Source organism: Erythrobacter sp. 'gip.4 top 5', assembly GCF_056495765.1.
Map to the genome: position 1 here is coordinate 389,849 of NZ_CP200270.1, position 23,335 is coordinate 413,183.

Consider the following 23,335-nt stretch of genomic DNA (forward strand, 5'->3'; position numbering starts at 1 on the left):
CTTCAGGCGGCTTTGCGTGCCGCAATCCGCTGGATCGGAAACCGGTCCAGCAGCTTGGCGAGCACATCCACCCCGACAGCCCCTGTCGGTATGTAGAGCTTGAGTTTCCACGAGACGATCTCGGAGATCAAGCCCATTGCCTTCAGTCGCTCAATACCAAGATCGTTGAAGCCGGTCAGTTCAATCCGCCAGTCATTCATGGCCCGGACCCGGGCGAGCGTCTGGTCTTCGGCCAGATGCAGCTTGGCATCTCCGGCACACAGCATCGCCCATGCATCGGCGGGCAGGACGGACGCCGTGTCCTGCTCGGTCACCGTGGCAACCCAGGCAGGCGAAACCTTGCGGCCGATGACGCGCTCGCCAGCATCGGTTTGGAGGCGGTAGACGCGGGTCGATTCATTGGGGAGACGCCGCCAGATCGGCAACAACAGGCCAGAAACCATGTGCAGGGTCGAGGTTTCGAACTCGGGCAACTCGGCAAGTTCGGCCTGCCAGACTTCGCTGAACCGCTCACGGTCCACCGGCTCCCAGTGACTGGTCGCGAACACCTCAGCGAGAATATTGGTCGCCTCCAAAGGTCTGACGAGGCGGATGCGCGGGTGAATGCCGCCATCATCGTCAATCAGACCGCGCGCCCGCAATTTGACTGCAGCACGTCCTGACCGGCTGTTGATCACCAGTTCAGCATCGCGATCCTCTGCCATGGCCAGCGCCCGCTCGAGCATAACCGGTTCGATCCGGTCTTGGCGCTCAATGGTCAGGAGGTGGGTCACCGCACCGGTGCCGGGATGGGTGTAGATCGTCTTGCGGTCAGAGACCGAGAAGCTCTCGGCGCGCAGGGTTTCGAGGCCCATTTCATAGGTGCCGCTGGCGATTGCGCCTTCGACCCGGGCCGTCAGCAGACCCTCGAAAGCTTCGAACAGGATGTTCTGCATGGAAATGGTGAGCGCCAGCATCCGATTGAGGAAGGTCGTGATGGGCGGAAGTTCGTCCTTGAGCCCGCCGTCACTATCGAGCAGCGAAAGGCCGGTGGCCGTTTCAAATTGCCCGAGCGAACAGCCATCGATCTTGCCGCGCACCAGCAATTGGTAAAGCTGACGCAGGGCATCGCGGGCATAGAAGGATTCCAGATTGTCGCTGGCGCTGAACATGTTCTGGCCGCCGGTTTGCCGCTGGCCGCGCGTGATCGCCCCCAGACTGTCGAGCCGCCTAGCGATGGTCGAAATGAAGCGCTTCTGCGCCTTCACATCGGTCGATACCGGGCGAAACAGCGGTGGCTGCTTCTGATTGGTGCGGTTGGTGCGACCGAAGCCCTGAATGGCGGTATCGGCCTTCCAGCCTGCTTCGAGCAGATAGTGGACGCGGCGGCGCTGGTTCTTCACGCCCAAGTCGGCATGATAGGATCGCCCAGTGCCGCCAGCCTCGGAGAAGACGAGGATGTGTTTCTTGTCATCCATGAACGCATGGGTTTCAGCGATGTTGGCAGAGGCTGGTCGGTTTTCGACGGCGAAGCGCACCGAACCGTCGCTGTTGGCGCGGGGCACAACGCGACGGGAACGTCCGGTCACCTCGGCAACCGCATCGCTCCCGAAATGCTGGACAATCTGGTCAAGCGCACCTGGCACAGGCGGCAATGCGGCAAGCCGCTCAAGCATCGCATCGCGGGCACGGCAGGCTTCGCGGTTGAGGATGGGATTGCCGTCGGCATCGAAAGCAGGACGCGAGGCGAGATTGCCCTCGCTGTCGGTGAAAGGCTCATAGAGCTGCACCGGGAAGCTGTGCGCGAGGTAGTCCAGAACATATTCACGCGGTGTGATGTCTACGGAAACGTCATCCCATTCGTCGGTCGGGATTTCGGCAAGACGGCGCTCCTGCAGCGCTTCGCCCGTCGAAACGATCTGCACGACACAGGCATGGCCAGCCTCAAGATCACGCTGCATCGCCTGAATGGTGCTAGGCGTCTGCATCGCGGTGATCAGGTGGTTGAAGAAACGCTGCTTGGCGCTCTCGAACGCGGATCGCGCTGCCGACCGGGCCTGGGCGTTCAATGTCCCATGGGAGGCACTGGTGACGCCGGATGCTTCGAGCGCCGCATCGAGATGGGCGTGAATGACCTGAAATGCCCCGGCATAGGAATCGTAAATCCGTACCTGCTCAGGGTTCAGTTGGTGCTCGAGCAGGTCATATTCGACACCATTGAATGACAATGAACGGGCAGCGTAAAGGCCAAGCCCCTTCAGATCGCGGGCCAGCACCTCCATGGCTGCAACGCCTCCATCCTCAATCGCGGCCACAAAATCTGTCCGGGAGGCGAAAGGGAAGTCTTCGCCGCCCCACAGCCCGAGCCGCTGAGCATAAGCGAGGTTTTGCACCGTCGTGGCACCGGTGGCCGAGACATAGACGATGCGGGCATTGGGCAGGGCATGTTGCAATCGCAGGCCCGCCCGGCCCTGCTGCGAAGCTGAGACATCGCCGCGCGCGCCCTTGCCGCCCGCGGCATTGGCCATGGCGTGCGCCTCATCAAAGATGATGACCCCGTCAAAGTCCCGGCCAAGCCATTCAACGATCTGCTGGACCCGGCTCGCCTTGCCGCCGCGCTCCTGCGAACGCAGGGTCGCATAGGTCGTGAACAAGATGCCTTCCGCCAGCTTGATGGGCGTGCCCTGACGGTAGCGCGACAAGGGTGTCACCAGCAGTCGTTCCTGCCCCAAAGCCGACCAGTCGCGTTGAGCATCCTCAAGCAGACGGTCTGATACCGAGACCCAGAGCGAACGGCGGCGACCTTTGAGCCAGTTGTCGAGGATGATGCCTGCGACCTGACGGCCTTTGCCCGCGCCCGTGCCGTCACCCAGAAACCAGCCCCGGCGGAAACTGATGGCAGCATCGTTCTCCTCAGCCGCCGCCGAGACGAGATCCCATGTGTCGTCAACGGTCCATGCCCCTGCCAGGTGCCCGGAATGGGCCTCGCCAGCGTAGATGACGGATTCCAGCTGCGCGTCGGACAACACGCCGTCACGCACCAGGTGCTCGGGCAAGTGCGGACCATAGGTTGGTTTGGGCGGGGCCACCGAGGCCATCGACGCGGATTGAACCAGCGGCGTCGGGTGCGGCAATGCGCCGGGAATGACGACCGATTGAAGTCCATATCGTTCGTAGATGCTGTCACCGAGTTGCCCCTCGGGCGGAGCCCAGTCAGCAGTCGAATAGGTGAGTTCCGGCGCATCGGCATCGACCACGAGATTGACCGGGGCAGTCCGAGCAACCGCGCAGCTCACGGGCGACGGCGAAGAAGCGCAATGCAGTCCTGCACCGGGCAATGGGGCAATCGGTCCGCGCGGCGGCACCTGCGCTTCGACCCATTTGAGCAAGGTCGCGGTATCTGAAGCAGTTCCGGAACTCGGAACGAAGATAGCGGGATCGGAAGCGGGGAGCTTGTCGATAACCGTCAACCGGGTGTCGATCGTCGTGCCGTGCTTGCGATAGACCTTGCCATCGATGGCGGCGGTGAAGACCACACGTCCGGCACCCTGCAATTGGATGAAAGCATCGCGCCATGCTGGAGCATCAGGCGAACAGCCAGCGCCGGTAATGACCACTAGCCGGCCCCCATGTTCGAGCCGGGCGAGGGCGGAAGCGATGTGGCGAAGCGCGGCGTCCTTCATCGTCCGCTCAACATGCGCGACAGCCGAAAATGGCGGGTTCATCAGGATGACGCTCGGGCGGACCGCAGCGGGCAAACGATCATTAATCGACGCGGCGTCATGCCCACTAACGACCACGTCCGAAAACAAGTGCGACAGCAACGCTGCCCGGCCTTCAGCAAGCTCATTGAGCACAAGCCGCGCGCCGGCGAGTTCGGCCTGGATCGCCAGCATGCCTGTGCCAGCAGAAGGTTCGAGCACTGTTTCACCAGCGCCAATTGAAGCGGCGACAGAGCCCACGAACGAAAGGCCCGCAGGCGTCGAATATTGTTGCAAGGCCTGGCTGGTTTCAGAGCGCCGGGTGTGGGTCGGTATGAGAGCCGATACCCGCTCAATCAGCGCAAGGGAGCGAGATTGGGACCCACTGCGTGACAAGATTGCTGGGCCAAAGCGGCGCAGGAACAGGATCTGTGCAACCTCACAGGCATCGTAGGCGCTCTTCCAGTCCCATGCGCCTTCAGCGTCGGTGCCGCCAAAGGCTGTCGTCATAGCATCGCGCAAACAGGCGGATTCAAGAAGCTGCCCGGTTTCGAGCAGGGGTAGAAGCGAGGTGGCTGCGGCTAGCAGCGCACGCGCACGCTCATCAAATGCGCAATGCGATGCGCGCGGCGCAGCGCCAAGCGCTGCGTCCGTTAGGATATGGGCCATTGGTGGGATCTCCGGGAGAGCAGAAAGGGCGGATCACGCCCGGACGCTCTCTCTCAAACCCGGGCGGTTCGCCCGCTCCCGGCAAGACTCTGCCTTGGAATTTGGCTACCGCCTCGTTGCCGGTGGCTGTAGCCATTGGAGGCGATCGCCGGACTGAGCAGCTACCGCTCCCGATAGAAGACTTTTTCAGGTTTTGACGAGCGTGCAAAAGCTCGCCGAGCGTTCAGCCATCCTCCAGGCGCGGGGTATTTTTAGAATGATGGCGCACTGATTGTTTCCAGAATTACAATGTTATCGGTAGTAACCCATTACCGGCGCTAAGTTGCGATCGTTGTTGTGCGATTCGCACAGAGTGTGGCTATTACGGAAACTTAGGGGCAAGGCTTGTCGGCGAATCCAAAAACTGCGGCATGGGTACGTTTCCTTCGGAACTACGGACCGATACCGACCAACGACAATATGTACGACGAGTCGATCCAGCGGGCTCTGCGACGCCACAAGATCCGTCCGATTACGTTGCCGGCGCCCCTTCGTGAAGAACTCGTTGCGATGTTCAAGGGCGATACGCCCGTATCCCACATTATCACAGGCACCGCCGGCGATGGGAAAACATATCATTGCCGGGAGGTGTGGACCGAACTCGGCGGAGATATTACTGCCTGGAACCAAGGCGACAAGATTCAACGTCTGGCAATAGGGAAACGAACGCTCGTAATCGTCAAGGATTTGAGCGAGCTGCGCGACGATGAAAGCGATGAACTGATCGTCGAGTTTGCACGCGACGTCGCGAATCCGGCGTCTCAGACTTTCTACCTGTTCGCAGCCAACCACGGGCAGTTGCTCGAGAAACTCAAATCCGCACCATCTACACCGGAGGTGACGCGGGTCGGCAAGGTGGTCGAAGACCTGCTAGTGACCAACGTCAGCGCCGATGAGGGCATAGCACTCGATCTGACCGATCTCAGCAGATCGCCGGCCGCCGACATGGCAATGGCAATTATCAATGAGGTAACCGGGCATGAGGATTGGGTAGGTTGCGATAGCTGCAACGCCAACGGCGACGGGTCATGCCCGATCTTCGAGAACCGCCGTCGGCTGATCGGTGACGATCAGGACGATCCATTCAAGCGCAGACTGACGGAATTGATCGAACTGAGCGAGCGCAATGGTAGCCATTTCCCGGTGCGGCAATTGCTTGCGCTGGTCGCCAATGCGATCCTCGGACATCCCGACGCACGCGATGGCTTGATGAGCTGCAACGATGTTACGACGATACAGGCGTCCGGTAAGTCCGATCTTGCTAGTATTTACCGCAATGTCTTTGGTGAGAACTTGAAACCCAGCAAGGCTGAGAAGACTGAGCTGTTCCGCAAGCTTAACGCCTTTGGCATTGGTGTCGAGACGAGCAACCGTGTCGACAATCTCCTTGTCTATGGGGCCGATGACCCTGCCTACGCTGCCGACTACGCCGCGCTGGTGCTCAACGATTCGGTCTACGGCGCTACGCCTGCTTACGCGACAGCTCAGCGCAACTACCTCGAAGGTGCCGATGATGGCGACAGGTCAGGCTTTCTGGGGGTGCTTCGAGCGCAGCGACAGCGTTTATTCTTCACTTTGCCGGATACCAAAGCGGCCGACTATGATCTCTGGGACCTAACCGTCTTCCGCTACGCTGGCCTCTATCTTGCGGTCGCCGAGAACATTGCGGCGCGGCAGGCTGTGCCACGGGAAGCGCTCAATATGGTAGTGCGCGGTCTCAATCGCATTTTTACCGGGATGCTCGTGCAAAACCAAGACGAGCTCGTGCTGGCGACTTCGGGCAGCTACTCGCAGTCGAAGCGTAGCCCGCTTCTTGACGAACTTATTTCGGTCCCGCGGTCGGGCGGAGAAGAAGTCAGCATTGTGGCCGATCAAGCCGATGGCTTCGGCGTTTCGGTTAAACTCGTCAGAGGCAGCGAGATCGCCCCAGTGTTTCTGCCCTTGTCTCCGACACGCTTCGAATTTTTAGGTCGTGTTGCCGAAGGCGCACTTCCGAGCAGTTTCTCGCTCGAATGCCATGAGGATCTGCTGGCTTTCAAGGCGCGCCTTCTGCGTGAGACCGAAAACCGCCGCAAGCTCGACGGCGAGGAGGAATCGCCTGACGGCGAGCTGGTCCTGCGCTTTATTGAACTCAATTCCAATGGACGCGCCCAGCCGCGCCGGGTGATCGTACGGGTATGACAATGGAAATTTTGGCCCGTCCGACCGAGTTCGAGGACCGCTCCGGCCCGGCATTCTGGATCGATGAAGCTATTTGGGGTCACCGCTTGCACGATGAGCAGGCGCCCTGGCTAATTTTCCTCGAATTTATGACGGTTTTGCTCGCCGAACATCGCGAGGGCCGGGCGCTCAAGGAGGAGCGCCTCAACAGCCTTTCATACAAACCGCAGCTGCAACTGCGACTGCGCAATCTCGTCTTCAACAACCCGCACATCATGACTGTTCGCGCCGAGGCTCGATCGGACGAGGCAGCTTGGGCAATGTGGCTCGAAAGAATGGCTGAAAGTGCTGGCGGTATCGAGAGGCCGGACTTCGCATATCTGCGCGACCGGTTCGAGAATTTCGACGATTTTGCCTCCGTACTGAGCTTTCTTCAAGGCTCGGCGATAGAAGGGACGAGCAACAAGCGCTGGAGTTCGAAGTTTGTTTTTCCGTTCGGCCCGCACGCGTTGTACGAGGATGTGAACGTCAAGCCGAGCGGTAGCGTCTCGAACGATCGGCGCTTTTTTGCGCGATCCGGCGAACTGCTTTATTTGATGCTGAGCCGGAGCCAGCATGCCGACGCCCTGCGTGGTTTGCTGGTCAGTCGCTTTCTCGAAAGCCCTGCACCCTACGACAGCATGGCGCATGCGCTGCAGGGTGAGCGGCAGCTTGCGAAGCAAGAACGCGCCGGCGCTTACCTGCCCTGCTCGAGCCATCCGATCTTCGACCGGCTAGCCGCTGACTGGCTGGCGATCCTGAGGCTTCCGATCCCGGCGCACGACGCGATACCGCATCTGGTCACAATGACCGGCCTGAACCTCATATTGTACCAGCTCGACCGCGCCCGCGAATTGCTCGATCGGCCGCCAATCAGCCTAGTGTGTGAGATCGTTTCGCCGCGCAAATCGGTGGTGCGCGATCTCTCGGCCGATAGCTATCAGCATAACAACATGCTGCCTCAGCAAGCCATCGAGCGCTTCGTGCGGCGAGTTATCGAGACCGATGCCTGGACCGAAGCGCTGGCGTCGGATGACCCTACGCTCAATACCATCGACATATTGAAGCGCGAATTTGGGTGGCCCGATGGCGATGACGACCAACTCTCTGCTGATCCGCAGGCCTTTGTCGATGAACTCGTCGGGCGTGCAACCGTTCGCCACAAACAACATGTTGGCAAGATTCATATGACCTGGGCCCGCGCTATCGGATTATCTTCACGCCGCTCGAGCCGCCGGGTCCGCTATGCCCCGACCGACCGGTTGCTCAAGACTTTGGTGATCGCCTGTGTAAGTGAACGCCTCGAATTCAAGGATTTTCTAGTGCGCATTAACGAGCGCTACGGCTTTGTAATCGGCGACGCTCAGGCGCGCCAATTCATTGATTCTGGTACTGCCGACCAAGAGGATTTTTCAGACAACGCCCATCGCTTGGAAGAGCGGCTCGCCAGCCTCGGTCTCCTGAAACGGCTCTCGGATAGTTGCGCCTATGTAGAGAACCCCTTCCAGCGAGACGTAGCCGCGTGACCCCGTCAGACCTGATTGGTGCCGCTGGCGCGACCTCCATCCGCTTTCGCCTCGAGGCTTTAACGCCTGACGATGAACTCGCGCGCTATTTGCTCGACCGGCTGACCGGTGAACAAGTTGCTGCGATCACACGCGCGTTGCTCGCCGACCCTGCGACCGCGAGTAAGCTGATGATTGCCCTACCACGCGATCTTGTTGGACCGTTTGGGTTGCCCGAGACGGTCATCACCGACGAACGTACCGTGCGCGTCCGCAACTCGGCTTGTAACCAGCCCGCGATGCTTCTGGCGAACACCGACGACGATCAGGGCGCATCGCTTGGTGACGTGACATTGATTGGGGCCAAGCAACTCACCGAGGAGTCCGGTCCTTGGGTCGATGCCGCTGCAGCTGGTTTGGGCTTGAGCGAAGGCCAGATCGAAGGATGGAAGGCAGCGTTAAAGGGTTTGAACAGCGCTGATGATTGGACGCTGCATCAAATTGGCACCTATGTAGCGATGACGCGAGAGCGAATCGATACAGAGGCGGTTCCAGTTGCAGCAGCCTTGGGGTGGGCACTGCCGGCGCTGCGTTTGCCGCGCGACAGCGGCTATTTTATGGGGCTCGGCGACAAGGATCGCGAGCAGCCCCGGCGCTGGAAAAAGCTGTTTGAGAAGCTCGTCTCCGATCGCAAACCGCTGCTGGTCAAACAGCGCCCCAATCGGCAGATAATCGAGAGCGAGGAACTTCGCAGCCAGTTCGACGAGGTGCGTGAGGACATCCCAGCCGAAGTCCATCCAGCAATCCATGCCTTTGTCGATACTGCGCCCGGTTGGGGACCTGAGGCCGAAGCGCTGGCGAGCTTCGAATGGGAAGGGCAGAGCGTTCTCCAACTCTTCTCGGGCATCAAGCTCAAGAAGACGTCATTCGCTCAGGAAACGATAAACTTCTTCGATTTTACGCTGCCTGACAGGTTGACCGCGACCGATCTAGACTATCTCACGACCCTCAAGACTCGCTCTCTCAAGGAAACTCGCGACGACGACCGCGACTTCTTCGAGGCCCATCGCGACGACCTCGGACAAGACAAGGCGCTGCGCGTCAAATGGGAACGGTTCATTTTCGGCCGCCCGATTGAATGTACGGATTTCCTTGAAGGTCTGCTACGCGCTATCGAACGCCTGTTCGGACAGGTTAATCTTGTTGGCGGATCGCGCAAGCTGGTGATCAAGTCTTCGCGGCGCACACGCAACCAGTTCCTCGATCTCAACGCCGATGTCGGGCTGTCCTTCGGCCTACGCTATCGCGGCTTCAAGGATTTGATCGGCCCCGCAGTCGAGTGGGATGTACCGTACCTCTTCGCCTATGAAGAGTTGCTTGACCGCGCCAAGGCGCGTCAGAAGAAATATCGCCGAAACGAGTCTACCGCGCGGGGCGCGATCCAGATTAAATTCGACACCGCCTTGTACGTCGGTAGTGAACGCGCGACCGTACAGCTCGTGTGGTCGGGCCAGCCAGGTGTGATCGGGCTCGAACTACCGAAGGACATCGGGCGATTGCTTAAGCGCCCCTTCGTACGCAGCCATGTCTCGCGTCTACCGGTCAGTCGGAAAGGCGCGCTGCAGGCCGTGTCGCTATCCGATGTCGGCACCTTGCAGCCTGCCTTCGGCCAGGATTCGGGCACCTTGGTCCCGCGCACTAACGCCGGCGATGATATCGCCAAGCTTTTCCCCAAAACGCTGAAGGCGGCAAAAGATGCCGGGCGAATCGATGTCGTCGGCTTCACGGCGATCGAGGCCGCTTGGACGCATTTTGCGAAACTCTATGGTGAGGCGCTCACCGCACTGCAAAGTTCCGGCTATGCCTCGGGCACGTTGATTGCACAGGCTGACGCTTATGGTGCATTGCTTGGCGCGTTACTCGTGCATGCTGTTGGCGACCTCAATCGTCGTGACTTGTGGGAGCCGCTTCTAAGCATCGGCACCGTCCGCGTACTAGGTGGAGGACCGTCGGCGATTGTTGCGCCGTGGCACCCGCTCCGGCTTGCTGCGAGTGCGTCGAAGATGCGGTCGGTTGCAGGCCTTGCAGACTATCTCCTCTCCGATGTTGATGTGAACTTCGGCGATCCTCGCTTGTTTTTCTCCGACCTGCGCGACGAGCTCGCCCATCCGCTCTTCCCTGAGATCGCGGTCGGCGATGACGCTGGCGAAGCGATCTTGTTGGCTGAAACTAGCACTGTGAACGACTATAGCTTGGTCGAGCGTCCAGTGCGCGACCCATCAGAAGCCACCACCGATGTCGACCCGGCCGAAGCCGCGAGGCAGATCCGCAGCTTGCTGGAACGATATCTCGATTTGCAGCCACACGAGCGCTCGAACCTCAGTATCATGCTGTTCAACTGTGATGCGGCAGGACTGCCTCTCGCCACCGTCAATGCGCTGGGCTCTGTCCAGGATCAGGACGAGATGCATTGCAATGTTCTAGTGCGTCACCGCGATCGCTCGCGTCTCTCACGCGTTTACACTGAGCTGCTGGAGCGCTCAGAAGGCGATCCCGATGCGGTGGTGGTGAGTGAGACCTCACGCAACTTCATGTCAAAGCTGCGCATTGGCGTTATGCTGGACAACGGAACGACAGGCAGCAGTGGAACTCGCGAGATCGATGTCGCTTTCTTGCACGATGTCGTGTCACGCCAGGCGCGCGAGCAATGGTTTCCGGTGCCGGCGATTAGCGATAATCCAAGTTTGCTCGAGCATGTTCCGGCGCGATGGTCCTACCGCCGCGTCACCTCGGAGGACGAGCTCAAGGCCACAAGCTATCTCACTTGTCCACGCCAGCCCGATGCAGGCTGGGCCTATGTCGACGCCGTAGCAAATATCGTCCGGCGCCAGTCCCATGCGCCCAACGAGCATTATCTGCCCGCACGTCAGATCTCGTTCCAAGACGGCGGCCTCAAGGCGATGTTCGAGGAAGTGCATGGGCTCGCCGAATGGGTCGCGACCTACGACGATTTACTCGATAAACGTCAGCTCGCCGCACAAGGCATCAACGTTATCCGTTACCGACGTCAGCGGACGCATGGCCGGAATATGGTCGTCTCCTCGACATCGGAGCTGCGTATCTTGCATGTCCTGGTGCTGCGCCGTCTGACAGAGCTTTCGCTCGGACTCGACGATGCCAAGCTGGCAGTGCTTGCGAAGCGCATGATTGAAGATGCAAACGCCATTTCCGGCGACATCGTCCTGCGCGCTGCCAAACGCGGGGTATCAGCCGGCGAGCTGTTCGGTCTCGTATTGAGCCGCGCCCTGATCGCCGAAGAAATGGGTGGCGCAGCGGCAGTCGCCTGGTTCTTGCTCGACGACTATGCTGAATGGCTTGGCCAAAAAGAGGAGGGCATTGCCGATATTCTTGGCCTGAGCCTCTCGACCGATTCCGCAGGCAAGCCGCAGCTTCGCGCGATCGTTACCGAAGCCAAGTATGTCGACCAGTCGGGCGCGGCCGAAGCTTGTCGAAAGTCACGCAGCCAGCTGCGGCAAACGGTGGCGCGGATCGACGACGCCTTGTTTGGCGATCCTGGTCGTCTCGACCGCGATCTTTGGCTGTCGCGTATAGCCGACCTGCTGCTCGACGGGACGGCGGCGCTTGGCCAACCCAATCTGCTCGAACGAGTTCGCGATGGCATCCGGCGTGGTGCGGTACCGATCGATCTGCGCGGCTATTCGCATATCTTCATCTCTGGCCCCGCCGGAGATGGTAGCTCGCACGGAGATCAGGAATTACTAACGGGCATCAAAGGAGGCCTGCAGGAAACCTTCACGCGCGAGGGCCTTCGTCAGCTGCTCAAAGCCTATGAAGCCGGCACGCCGCTCGGCGCAATCCGCGCTGGGCTCGGGCAGAACCATAACTGGGACACACCCGAGTTCCAGAACCCCGCGCCCCGGGTCGAGTGGACCAAGACCATCGAGGTGAGCGACGCTAGCGTGCCAGCGAGCAAGCAGATCGTCCATGACTATGACGAAGATGATGATGAAGGCGACCCCGAGGGCGGCATCGCTACTGAGGAGCCGGCACCCAAGAAATCCGGAGGCGGGGGCGCGGCTGATGGAACTTCGGCGCATGCCGAGGCTCCAGGCGATGCGCCGACGGATCCGGATGCTCAGCAATCAGCCGGGGCAAGGAGTGAGCCACTCGCAGCCGGTCCGGTGGCCGCCCCTCCCGTGGCCGCTGCGGAACCTACCGCGACCCCGCCGGCGCCGACAACACCAGTGATTGCCACGCGCGAGCCGTCTCAGCCAGCGATACCGGTCGCCGGCACAGGGGTCGAAGCGCTGATCCATTCACGTGCCGAGGCGGCGCATGAAGAGTCGGCCGAGGCCCAAACTTGGCTTGAGGCGACCGCGCAGAAGCTGCGCTCGGCACTTCTTGGCTACAACCTGCAGGCCAAGATCACGGCAACACGTCTGACGCCCAACGCAGCCTTAATCCGCTTCATGGGGTCGGACCGGCTGCGTGTCGAAGATATCGAAGCGCGCCAGTCAGCTTTGTTGACGACCCATGGGCTGAGGTTGATCTCAGTCTCGCCACTGCCCGGTGAGATCGTGGTTGGCGTCGCCCGCCCGCAACGCCAGCTGGTATCGCTCTGGGATGTTTGGGGTCGGCGCGAGATCAATCGAAATGCAGCGGGGGTGAACACGTCGTTTGTCCTCGGGCTCAAGGAGCTCGACGGGGAGATACTGTATCTCAACCTTGGGGGACCTTTTGCCGGCGGACAGCAGCATGAGCCGCACACGCTCGTTGCTGGTGCGACGGGCTCAGGCAAGTCGGTGCTTATCCAATCATTGTTGCTCGACATCGCCGCGACCAACCCGAGCAATCTTGCGCACATCTACCTGATCGACCCCAAAATGGGCGTCGACTATGCAGCCGTCGAACGCCTGCCGCATCTGCAGGGCGGCGTGATCATCGACCAAGCCCGCGCGGTAGAGGTGATGGAAGGGCTCGTCGACGAAATGGAGCGGCGCTACGAGGTGTTCCGTGCGCACGGCGCGCGCGACATTCGATCGTTCAACACCAAGGTTAACGCCAATGAGCGCCTGCCCTATGTGTTCCTCGTCCACGACGAGTTCGCCGAATGGATGCTGACCGAGGACTATAAGGCGGCAGTGACGTCGAATGTCTCGCGTCTTGGCGTGAAGGCGCGCGCGGCGGGCATGCATCTCATCTTTGCCGCGCAGCGACCCGACGCCAATGTTATGCCAATGCAATTGCGCGACAATCTTGGCAACCGACTGATCCTCAAGGTGGCGAGTGTCGGCACTTCTGAGATCGCGTTGGGGGTGAAGGGTGCGGAACAGCTGCTAGGGCTAGGGCACCTCGCCGCCCGCCTGAGCGGCGAGCCGACGATTATCTATGCGCAGGCGCCGTTTCTGTCTGACGACGATATCGATGCGGCCGTCGACGCGATAATTGTAGCTGACTGCGCAGGATGCTGAAACCTAATAAGCTTTGATGATTGTTACGTTTTTCATGAGGCGGGGCGTCGGCAGACGCCACTTCAGTGTGGGGCCAATACTCGCGATAACTGTGCACGCATGTCGGTGAAAAGCCGATCTCGCAAGCAGAAAGCCTCAGGGCCATGTCGTATCAAATAGTCACTGGCGCTCAATCTGGTGCTACACTCTCAGCGGCCAAACCGTCGCGCTGTAGGTCAACAAGGCCCGGAGCCCCCTCGTCCTGAGCATCACGAATGAGGAGCAATACGCCCGCCTTTGGACGATCCCCGCGCAAGACTTCCAATGCAGGATCATGGTTCCAGGAAACCAACGCGATCGGAGTCGGCTGACCTTTGCGATCAATGTTTATCGGGCTCCAGCGACTTTCGTTAACGCTTTTGAGATCCAAGCCAGTCTCCAGCTTTCGCCGTATTTCGACAGAAGTGCGTGCCAGCTGCAACGCCGAACGCGCGTCAGCAGCGACAAGATCTTCTTGCAGTGCCGTGAGCGCTGCCACCAGACTATCGCACGCTCCTTCAGTGAGGACGAGGCGGCTGACTGGCTTGCCCTGCTGATCGCGACCCACCCAGCAGGCTGCTGCCGTGCCTAATTCGTCCACTGGTAGGGGCACTGGCTTATAATCAAGGCCGCAATAGAAAGCTTCCAGAAGAACAGGAAATGTCGCCGGCATCGGCGCGACAAGGCCGACCCGGCCCAGTCCTGCCAATACGCGTTGCTGGAGTTCCAAAGCATGAGACTCCCGAAGGCGCGCAAAAACTTCGAGTTTGTCGCAAGCGATCGCGCGTTCGAGTTGTACCCAGGACAGTGTATCGACGTGCTTCAGGTTCCACTTAATCCACGACATCACCCCGTTAATCGTAATGGCGACTGTTCGATTATCAACGCCGTAAAGCCAGTCGGACCGCCCCATCGGTGCCGGAGACCCAACTAGGAACAGAATGCGGGGAGCACGTTGGGCTGCGTCACGCAGAAGATCGCACACTGGCGTAAGCACCAGCAGGACTTCGCCCGGTGCAATGTCGAGGGGCTCGGCCAGCGGCCGGTCCGCTTCGTCCGCATTGTCGGTCTCGGACCATGCCTTGAGCGCTGCGCTACGATCAGCGGCATATGCTTCTGGCAATCGCAGCAAATCGCCGAACGTCACCGGCGAATGAATGGATCCGCGCAGTTGTAGTCGTTCAGGATTCTGCGTCAGCATCCGCTCAACCAGCGCCTGCAGGTCGGCCGATCCCGCAACATAGGGGGGAGGGTGTTCTGCCGTCGGAAAATTTTCGAGCGCCGTCGCGGCCGCTATGACGTCAGTGTCACGCTCAATCTCGTGCTGCATTACACGATCGAAGACGTCGACAAGATAGCTTCCCGTCGGCTCCCCTTCAAAGTCGAGGAGCAAATGCTGGATCTGGGCAATGTCGGAAAGGCGGAGGCGGCGAGCGAGCAGTAGCGTCCGCGAAGCAGCATCGGCAACACCACGCTCGAGACTGTCGAAAAAGCGTGCGAGCTTGCGCGTTTCACTGGCATGCTGGGCAAGGCGCTCGAGCTGCCGTTCCAGGAGGCCATCCTGATCGAGGTCCTTCTTGGAGAGAATGCGAAATCCCGATTCCAAAAGTCCAACATCATCGCGGAAAATGTCGCGGTTCTGGCCGAGGCGCGTACTTCTCGACATCAAGATCACCAAAGGCGGCTCGGCGCGTCGCGGATGCAGGGCGTCTCGAAGCAATGCGCGGGATGCTGAGAACGCCTCCTCATCCTGCGCGCTACCAAGATAGAGGTCGATGACAATAACGTCGGCCGTCATGGCCTGGTCCGCGAATTCTCGTCCGCGTTCGGTGCAGTCCAGACCCAGAGCTGTCAGCGTGTCGCGAACCTTTTGAACGTAGTCTAGGTCGCGTGCCTGGTCGGCGAGATAGCTTTCGAACAGCGGTTCCGCGACCGCTCCGAGTTCTTTGCGAAGCTCCCAAACGGCAGCAACATAATTGTCGTCAGTTATTTTCTCTGCAAACGGCTTTGCTGCGCCTGCTACGTAACGCAAATCGATACTCGCGCGTTCGTCCGGCGAGAGATCGTCATTGAAGGTTGCCCACTCGCCCTGCTGTCCCGCAAGGTCCCTTGCCCGCGGCACTGGATCGCACGCATCATCAACGATGAGCGCGCGCTCTATGGCGCGTTCCTGAAGGAGTGCGGCAAGGGTCACGTCTCACTGTCTCCAGGAAGCTCAAGAATGAACCGGTGCAGTCGACCTGTCACTGGATCGATATGGTCTGACAGGACAAGTGATCCCTTGTGGCGCTCCGCTGCCTCCTTGGCGATGAAGAGTCCGAGGCCTCGGCGCACCTTGCGCTCTTTGAGGGACCAAAATGGTCTGAAAATCTTATCGGCGTTTGAAGGCGCGATTCCCCGGCCATTGTCCTCATACGTAAGGGTTGGCGGGCCACTCTCGAGCGTAATTCGAATTTCCGGCTTGAGTGAAGGCTCCCGGGTTGCCCGCATCTCAATCCAGTAAAGAGAGTTGGAGATAAGGTTTTCAAGGATTTGTACGATCATTCCCTTGACCGCACGGATCATCAGCGGCCGTTTGGGCAGGTCGAGTTTGACAGTTACCCCGTGCCTCTCGAATTGTGCTTCGTGGCCGTCCAGCTGCTCGCGGATCAACGCATCTAAGGCAAATGCTTCTGATCGCTGACGACCGCTAACACTCAACGGATCTAGGACACGGACACGCTTGCTCACGCTGCGCATTTCAGCGCGCAAAGTATTTATATGAGCGCGAACCTGATCAGGCAGGTCGGCCGTGCGCAACTTGTCCAGCGCCTTGAGCGCATTTTCGGAGGATCGCGCAAGTTCGTGCGCGACGACTTCAACCATCAGTCCGACGCCCGCCATATCGACCATGCGCCTACCCTCTTGTTCGACCTCGGCAATCCGCTCACGCGCCTTGGCCGCAAAATCAGACAGTTCCAGCAACGTTTGTTCGAGTTCATCAACGGCCTCTCGGTCTTCGTCACGTGCGACACGGCGCAGTCTCTTGATAGAGGCACGCGCGCGATCTTCTAAGCCAGCAACGCGTGTCTTTGCCTCACTCAAGTCAATTTTCTGCCCCTTATACTGGCGTTCGACATCCTGCATGAAGCCACCGAGGCGATCTTGGATGGCATAGCGGATCGCTCGCAGCAAAACTTTCTGTGCCGGCGTGACGCGAAGCCCTTCGCGATTAGTCTGATCGGCAAGATCGGGATTGCCTGCACGGGTGATCTCAACGCGCCCGATAAACTGGGTTTTGTTGAGTGTGTAGCCACTGCGGCGAAGCGCGCGCCTGTCGAGTTCGAGCCAGTCATCCTCGTCTTCACCGTAAGGAAACACGCGGTAACGGTCGCGAAAAAGCAGTATGCCCGACCATTGCTCTTGGAGATCTCGCAAAGCCATGTTCTCGCCCGTAGTATCAACACGCGAGAGGCGCCTGCGGTTGAACCAATAGGCTTCAAAGGAGAACGGCCCCACCTCGGTCAACGCGGTATCTTCAATATCGCCATCTTTCCCAACGATTGCGCCCTCCAAATCCTCCAATGGCAGGACCACTGTTTCGCTCTCTGGAGGGTGCTCGAAACCCAGATCGAAGATATCGACGGTACAGGATAAGAGCGGCTTTCCTTTTACGACCTTATAGGCGCCAACGACACGCGCATGGGCAGCATCAAGCAGGCGACGCGGCATAACGGGAATGTTCTGCCGCTGTCCGTTCCAAAAAATGGCAATGCGAGGCCGGGTTTCCGGCGGGGCGAATGGATCGGTCAACCGCGCAAAGTCATATTCACACATGTCGGCGACGCGCGTCGCGGTCCAGTTTTCTAGCAGATCGCGAACAATAATTGTCGTTCCCGACCAACTTGGCGTCGCCTTATCACCTTTGGATACCGGCTTCACCGGCACTTCATCAAGCATGGCGTCGATCTGCGCGAAGTCTCGCCAATTTATGTCTAGGCGGTTCATCTGTTTATCATCAGCGCGGGCAGTGCGAACCTGCAGATATTCGCCGAGTCGCATCGCCGACAGCCGTCCGATGCCCTTTTCTCCGAGGTAAGGACTTTTTGTCGCGCCAGCAGCAATTGCTTTCTCTACCTCACGCTTTCGTGATGGTGTGCCGATAACGAGGAAATTTTGTTCAAGGTCGTCGATCGACATACCCGATCCGGTGTCTCCCACCGAGATCCGATTATACTTTGCTTGTGCCTCATCGAGAGCGTCACGCAGTGAGGTCAGCGACGAAGCATCGGCAATCTCTTTGGTAAAGCCGCTGCGCAGCTTCGCGTCCGAATCTGGCAGGAACGCCTCGACAATCTTGCCCTTGTGTACCTCCAACGCGCTCGCCGGCTGCTTCTTGTCCGCAATGGACTTGAGTAGAGCGTCGCGCTGTCGGAGATACAGATGCCGAGGCAAAACGATGTCAAATCGAACTTCAACACCGTTTTTCGTACCTGCGTCGAAGCCGTTCTTGATGAGCTCGTAAAACGCGATGATATCAGAGCTGATCAGTTCCGCGCCGAGTTCTAGGACAGTACGGGCGGTTATCTTGAACAATATTGTCTTTCCTCTTTTTCGGCCAGATTCAAAGGGCCGCCCATTCGCTTAATTAGAACAGTGCTCGGCAGCAATTGAATATGCTCTGGTCACTTGTGGCAAATCACACAGCTGCTTGAACCCTCGTCAATTCCATAGACATCGTCGATCGTCTCGGCGGTGTTGGCCGAAAGCGGATTGATCCGGCGATTGCGGCGGAGTCGATCACGGCGCCTTTCATAATCCGCTTTGATCTGGTCGACGCGGTTGGGTGCGATCAGTTCGGTCAGGCTTTCGCCTTGGCTCCAGGTAAAGGGCGAGCCGTCCTTGAGCGCAGTCTTCTCATAATCGATCGCTTCGGCGAAGCGGTCGGGGTGGTTCTCAGCGAGCCGCACCCATTCGATTTTCTGCTGATAGAAGCAGAAGGTGCAGCCAGAACGCGATCGCCACTTATAATATTCGGGCTCGCCGACATCCGACTGGTCAAGGATCTCGAGTACGCCTGCGCGATCTATTCCAGCATCACGCAATGGAAAATGCACGCGCATATTGGGATGGGTCGCCTGATAGCCCTCCCGGCTCGGCTCGTCGGCACGGATCGCGACATAGCTATGGATCGTGGTGCCGGCTTCGAGATCCTCTTTTAACCAATGCTCGAGCGGGCGCAATTTGAGCTGCCGGGTGCACCAGCGCGTGCGTGGCGAGGGCAGGAAATTGCCATATTCGTCAAGCCAGAAATCGAAGTCCCGATCGGGATTAAGCCGCTGTATCGGCTTGCCTAGAAAGCCCTCGAGCTTGTCCAGAAAACTATAAACCTCCGGTAGCTCCTTGCCCGTGTCGGTGAAGAAATATTCGAGCGGCAAGTGCGGATGGTATTGCCGCATATAGACAGCGAGCGACGCACTGTCGCGACCGCCCGAAATCCCGAGAATATGGCGTTCGTTCGTCATGCCGCTTCCGCCTCATCCTCAGTTTCGGCGGCAAGTGTCGCCACAGCGCGTGCCAGCGCCGCCAGCTGCAAGCGACTGCCCCTTTTGTCTGCGCGGAGCGCGGCAACGAGCTTGTCCGCCATGCCCGCAGCCGCCATCTTTTCCTGATCGGTGAGAATGAAGCTGCGCATCAGCGGGGGGGCAAGGGGATCGAGGCCGACCACCAGCGCTAACGCCTCGCTATGTGTGCGCCGGTCACGAACTACCGCTAGCGCCTCGAGTTCGCGGAAGCGTCGGCCATAGCGTGCAATTTCGGTAAGCGCCTCTTCGCGGTCACGGTCCGACCAGTTTCGCGCAGGGCGGTGCAGCAGCACACTGACCAAGCTCTCGATATCCCCGGTGCCCTGTTCGATTGCCGCCGCGCGATCAGCGAAGGCGTCGAAGTTATAGTCGTTGGTCATGCCGCGGATCAGCTGTGTGCGTTCGGCGATGCCGCCAAAATCCCGATGATCGATGCCGAGTGCGCGCCCAAGCGCCACGCGCAGTTCATCGAGCAGCGCCGGATAGCTCGCCTCGGCCGTAATGATGGCGTTGTGGATAACATCCGGCGATAGCCGATCGCCGAGCGCAGCAGGGAGATCATCGAACAACAGCCGCTCGGGATCGTCGGACTTCATCACAACGCCGCGAATGCTTTTAGCGTCGGCATCAATCCGCAAGGTGCGTTTGGCAAAATTGGGTAACGCCTCGAAACGCTGAAAAATGGCCGCAGCGATTGGCAGCGATGCGCTGCTCTCCGTGACCTTCAGCAATTTGGCGAGCCCGCCAAGAAACGCTATTTCGCGTATTGAGCGATCAATGCGCCGCAAACGGAAGCTGCCGGGCTTTTGCAGCAGCCTATCGACCACAACATCGTCGATCGCCGTCTGGTAGATTCCGTCGATATAGACTGCCACCAAATCCCGGTTGGCGAGCATATATGCCAACGCCAGCGCCGGCATAACTCCGCCTTTGATACCAAATGGAGGCGCGGACCAACGTGCGTAGATTTTGTCGAGCGGTTCGTCGCCAGCTTGGTCAAGAACGTCCCAGGCCGGCTGCAGTGATTTGCCTTCGAGGCTGTCATCCGGGCTGGAAAAATCGAATCGGCCCGATTCGATTTCGCGGTGCAAGCCGAACGGCTTGAGTACCGTGAGGTAGAGACCAAGCTCGGCAGGATATTGCTTCATGCCGAGCTGCTTAAGTTCAAGTCCGCCGACCATCGCATGAGCCAAGTCACGCAGCGCCGCCATGGCACTGGACGAAGGTTTGTCGCGCTGGAGCAATTCGCTCTTGAGGATCGGCGCTTTGGCAAAGCCGACATCGGCCAGCATACTGGCAATGACCGCAAGCGGTTCGCAATGCGACTTACCCGGGGACGGCGAGAGATACCATTTGGCGCCTTCCAATGCCGCTTCGAGCTTGCGATGCAATTCGTCGATGCAACGTGACTGCCTCGCGGCGATCTCGCGCCGGGCGATGCGATCGCCTTCGAGTTGCGGATGTTCGCGAAAGACGCGTTCGACTGCCATTAGTTCGGCCGCTGCGTTGCGCAGCGCGAAGCTCTCGCTGGCACCGCCAAGCGCAATAACGCGCCCGCTCGCATTGAGCGCCTTCGCGGTCGCTTTGGTGAGCGTGTCGGTCGCTTGGCGCGGCAATGTGCCATCGCCCAGCAACAAAAGCATCAGACCGCTCCCCCGCTGTGGGCGCGCCAGGATGCGTTCGACGAGGCCATCGACGTCGTCGTCGGGCGTCACCACCTGCAGCGCGATCTCGAAGGTCCGCAGGGCGCCCGTCATGAAATAATGCCGCTTGGCGGCCGCAAAGCCGAAACCCACCCGCTGCGGAATGCCCTCGAGCTGGAGTGAATCGACCGGCACCACTGCGCGTCCAATCGCTTCATCGAGATCAAAATCGCTGCCAGCAAACAGCGCATAGCCGCCAAGCCGGGGCTGACGGATTAGGATCGCCCAATCGAGCAGATCCTTGATTGCCAATTTGATCGCCTTGGGCGTTGCGCCCGGCACAGCTGCTTCAAGAAAATCATCTGCGAGGGCAAGGCCAGAGCCGTTACGAAAAAATTCGATGATGGCCGCCGACTTGGTCAGCGCAACATGCAGGCCTTGGCCCTTTGCGCTGGCTCGCTCAATCGCCTCATAGGCGAGGCTGAAGCGACTGCCGTCATTTCCGGCAGCGAGCGACATGCCGAAATTGGCGACCATATAATCCCATAACATCGCAGGATCGTAGGTCCCGCTGCCCTCCTCGGCATGCTCGAGAAACTCCTGGAAGCCCGACGGCTCGGCCGAGCTCAAAAACCCGAATACGCTGCGTTCATTCTGCGCAAAGCGCGCCCGAGAAATCGGTCCGAGCAACAAGGCGCTGACGGGGTTGAGCGGCCACGTATCGGTTAGTGCCTTGGTGAGAACTCCAACTTCCGTCGGCCTGCGCTTGGCGACTGACTCGGCTACCAGCGCAGCGCGCTCGACAGCATCGGTTGGATGTTCGGCCGTGATTGCTCGACCCAAAAGCGCCACTGTCTCATCGGCCCCGGAGAGGAAGGCGATGTCCTGGAAACGGCCTTGAACTTTGGCCCATTCCTGACGGGCATCGCGCGCTGCGCGCGCAGCATATTGCTCAAACGACTGGTGCAGAATGCCGATGACGACGAGTCGGCCTTTACTGCGTGTCGTGCGCTCGGCGAGATCCTGCAGCAAATGCACATCGCCGCCTTCAAGCGCTTCATGCTCGAGCAACTTGCCGAGTTCGTCAAGGATCAGCAGCGTGCCGCTCGACGCAGCTTCGCCACCAGCAATCAGCGCGGCAATCAGGGCGCCATCGCTTGCGCCATAGTCAGCGGCTTGCGCCGAGCTCCAGTTGAGCGCGAGGGTCGCAGCTTCGACAATGGCGTCGCGCAAGCGGGTCCGGCTGCCGGTAACCGCGACAATCCTCCAGCGCCCTTTGGGTTCGGGAAACGCTTCGACATAGAGTCGGGTAAGGGCTTCACCGGCAATATCGCGCGCGATCTTGCGATTGCCTTTGGTGCCAGCGACCAGATTAGCGACGAGCAGCGCGGCGCTGGACTTACCGCCGCCATATGGTCCGGTCCAGGTGTAAGCGCCTTGGTGGCTGTCACATTGGCTGTCAGCGAGTGTTGTCAGAGCCTTGGCGACGCTTGCTTGCAGGACATAGCCAACCAGAGGGGGTGTGCCATTGAGGTCAGCATCGAGACGTGCCGAACGCGCGAACCGGCGGTCGATTGTTACCACCGAAGCGAGCTTGGTCATGCAGCAGCCCTCAGGCTTGGACGGGGAAAAGCGAGGTTGAGCGTGGTCATCGCATCAAACGCGCCCGTCCGCTGGATTTGGCGCAGGCCTGCCGTGTCGACCCATTGCCACGCGCTGTCTGTCAGGTCATCGAGGCGCATCAGGCGCGTAACCACGCTGTCTTCGTCGAGCTTGAAAACACGGCCCGGTGAGCCCGCCGCATAGCAAATTTGTTCCGCGGTCAGCGTGGTCGATCCCCCTGACCGCTCCCAATAATCGCCAAGGGCATAGGCGAAGATTGCGTCGTGCAGGCTAGGTTTGGGACCACGCACAAACTCATACCAACCTCCGAGCCGCGCTTCCCGGATGATCGCGAGTTCGGCCAGCAGCGGCTCCGCCGCATCTTCATTGAGGCTGTCGCCGCGCCGGACATAGCTACGCAGGAAAACTTCGATGTCGCGCTTAAGGGTCCCGCGCGTCGCCCGCCAGCCATTGTCCTCGACAAGCGCGAACAATTCTTCGACGAGCATGGCAGGATCGAACTCGATCGCACTGAGGTGATTAAAGGCATAATAAGCCGTCGTTGTCATGTCGGGCGTGGAGGCTACACGCCAATGCGCCAGCCAGATCGTCGCAGCTTGTTCGAGATAAGGGTCGAGGCCATCATCGGCGAGGATGGCGCGGCCGAGCGGGGTGGGGGTGATAACTCGATCTAGCTCGCTGAAGAAGCCCGTTGCCAGTGCCCAATATCGCATTGAGGCCGCCATATTGCGGCCGACGCCGAAGCGTGTGATAGCCTCTTGTTCCTGGAACGTTCTCGCGTCTGCCTGCTCGCCGACGGCGTCGAACGCCTTTTTCAGCCAAAGAAGGCGGAGCGGAAAAGTCTCATGGCCCGCAAACTGCCCTTTCGAATCAAATTTTACTGTTCCTCGCCTCATCCTTAAA

9 protein-coding genes are annotated in these 23,335 nt (G+C 59.6%); 3 read left to right on the top strand and 6 right to left on the bottom strand.

The features are described 5' to 3' along the window. Positions 1 to 2: 2 nt before the first annotated feature. On the bottom strand, positions 3 to 4,349 hold the full coding sequence (locus ACRANW_RS01930) for a strawberry notch-like NTP hydrolase domain-containing protein (protein WP_479432888.1): 4,347 nt from the start codon (positions 4,347 to 4,349) through the stop codon (positions 3 to 5). A gap of 384 nt (positions 4,350 to 4,733) precedes the next feature. Here ACRANW_RS01930 and ACRANW_RS01935 point away from each other — a divergent pair, with 384 nt between their 5' ends. The 3 genes from ACRANW_RS01935 (at position 4,734) to ACRANW_RS01945 (ending at position 13,584) form a co-directional block, all read left to right on the top strand. After that, a complete protein-coding gene (locus tag ACRANW_RS01935; RefSeq protein WP_479432889.1) occupies positions 4,734 to 6,569 on the top strand; it encodes a hypothetical protein in 1,836 nt (611 codons plus the stop codon). After that, positions 6,566 to 8,113, top strand: a complete 1,548-nt coding sequence (locus ACRANW_RS01940) for a methylation-associated defense system protein MAD7 family protein (RefSeq protein WP_479432890.1) — start codon at positions 6,566 to 6,568, stop codon at positions 8,111 to 8,113. Before ACRANW_RS01935 ends, ACRANW_RS01940 begins: the two co-directional genes overlap by 4 nt. An 89-nt stretch (positions 8,114 to 8,202) precedes the next feature. Next, on the top strand, positions 8,203 to 13,584 hold the full coding sequence (locus ACRANW_RS01945) for an FtsK/SpoIIIE domain-containing protein (protein WP_479432891.1): 5,382 nt from the start codon (positions 8,203 to 8,205) through the stop codon (positions 13,582 to 13,584). A 169-nt stretch (positions 13,585 to 13,753) separates the two neighbouring features. Here ACRANW_RS01945 and ACRANW_RS01950 read toward each other — a convergent pair whose 3' ends face one another. The 5 genes from ACRANW_RS01950 to ACRANW_RS01970 all read right to left on the bottom strand — a co-directional run bounded on the left by ACRANW_RS01950 (position 13,754) and on the right by ACRANW_RS01970 (position 23,328). Further along, positions 13,754 to 15,796 carry a hypothetical protein gene (locus ACRANW_RS01950; protein ID WP_479432892.1) on the bottom strand — a complete coding sequence of 681 codons (2,043 nt, stop codon included), beginning with the start codon at positions 15,794 to 15,796 and terminating at the stop codon, positions 13,754 to 13,756. Continuing rightward, on the bottom strand, positions 15,793 to 18,177 hold the full coding sequence (locus ACRANW_RS01955; protein ID WP_479432893.1) for a sensor histidine kinase: 2,385 nt from the start codon (positions 18,175 to 18,177) through the stop codon (positions 15,793 to 15,795). Before ACRANW_RS01955 ends, ACRANW_RS01950 begins: the two co-directional genes overlap by 4 nt. A gap of 89 nt (positions 18,178 to 18,266) precedes the next feature. After that, the gene (locus ACRANW_RS01960; RefSeq protein WP_479432894.1) at positions 18,267 to 19,106 is read right to left on the bottom strand and encodes a phosphoadenosine phosphosulfate reductase family protein; all 840 of its coding nucleotides are present in this window, start codon (positions 19,104 to 19,106) and stop codon (positions 18,267 to 18,269) included. After that, entirely contained in the window at positions 19,103 to 22,411 is a 3,309-nt protein-coding gene (locus ACRANW_RS01965; protein WP_479432895.1) for a hypothetical protein, read from the bottom strand. Before ACRANW_RS01965 ends, ACRANW_RS01960 begins: the two co-directional genes overlap by 4 nt. After that, positions 22,408 to 23,328: a DUF4007 family protein gene (locus tag ACRANW_RS01970; RefSeq protein WP_479432896.1), complete on the bottom strand. Its 921-nt coding sequence runs from the start codon at positions 23,326 to 23,328 to the stop codon at positions 22,408 to 22,410. The genes ACRANW_RS01965 and ACRANW_RS01970 overlap by 4 nt, the downstream gene beginning before the upstream one ends. Between the last annotated feature and the right edge of the window lie 7 nt (positions 23,329 to 23,335).

Bases quoted from the DNA above. Each gene is read 5' to 3' on its own strand.
- ACRANW_RS01930 (WP_479432888.1), bottom strand. From the start codon at position 4,349: ATGGCCCATATCCTAACGGACGCAGCGCTTGGCGCTGCGCCGCGCGCA.
- ACRANW_RS01940 (WP_479432890.1), top strand. From the start codon at position 6,566: ATGACAATGGAAATTTTGGCCCGTCCGACCGAGTTCGAGGACCGCTCC.
- ACRANW_RS01960 (WP_479432894.1), bottom strand. From the start codon at position 19,106: ATGACGAACGAACGCCATATTCTCGGGATTTCGGGCGGTCGCGACAGT.
- ACRANW_RS01965 (WP_479432895.1), bottom strand. From the start codon at position 22,411: ATGACCAAGCTCGCTTCGGTGGTAACAATCGACCGCCGGTTCGCGCGT.
- ACRANW_RS01970 (WP_479432896.1), bottom strand. From the start codon at position 23,328: ATGAGGCGAGGAACAGTAAAATTTGATTCGAAAGGGCAGTTTGCGGGC.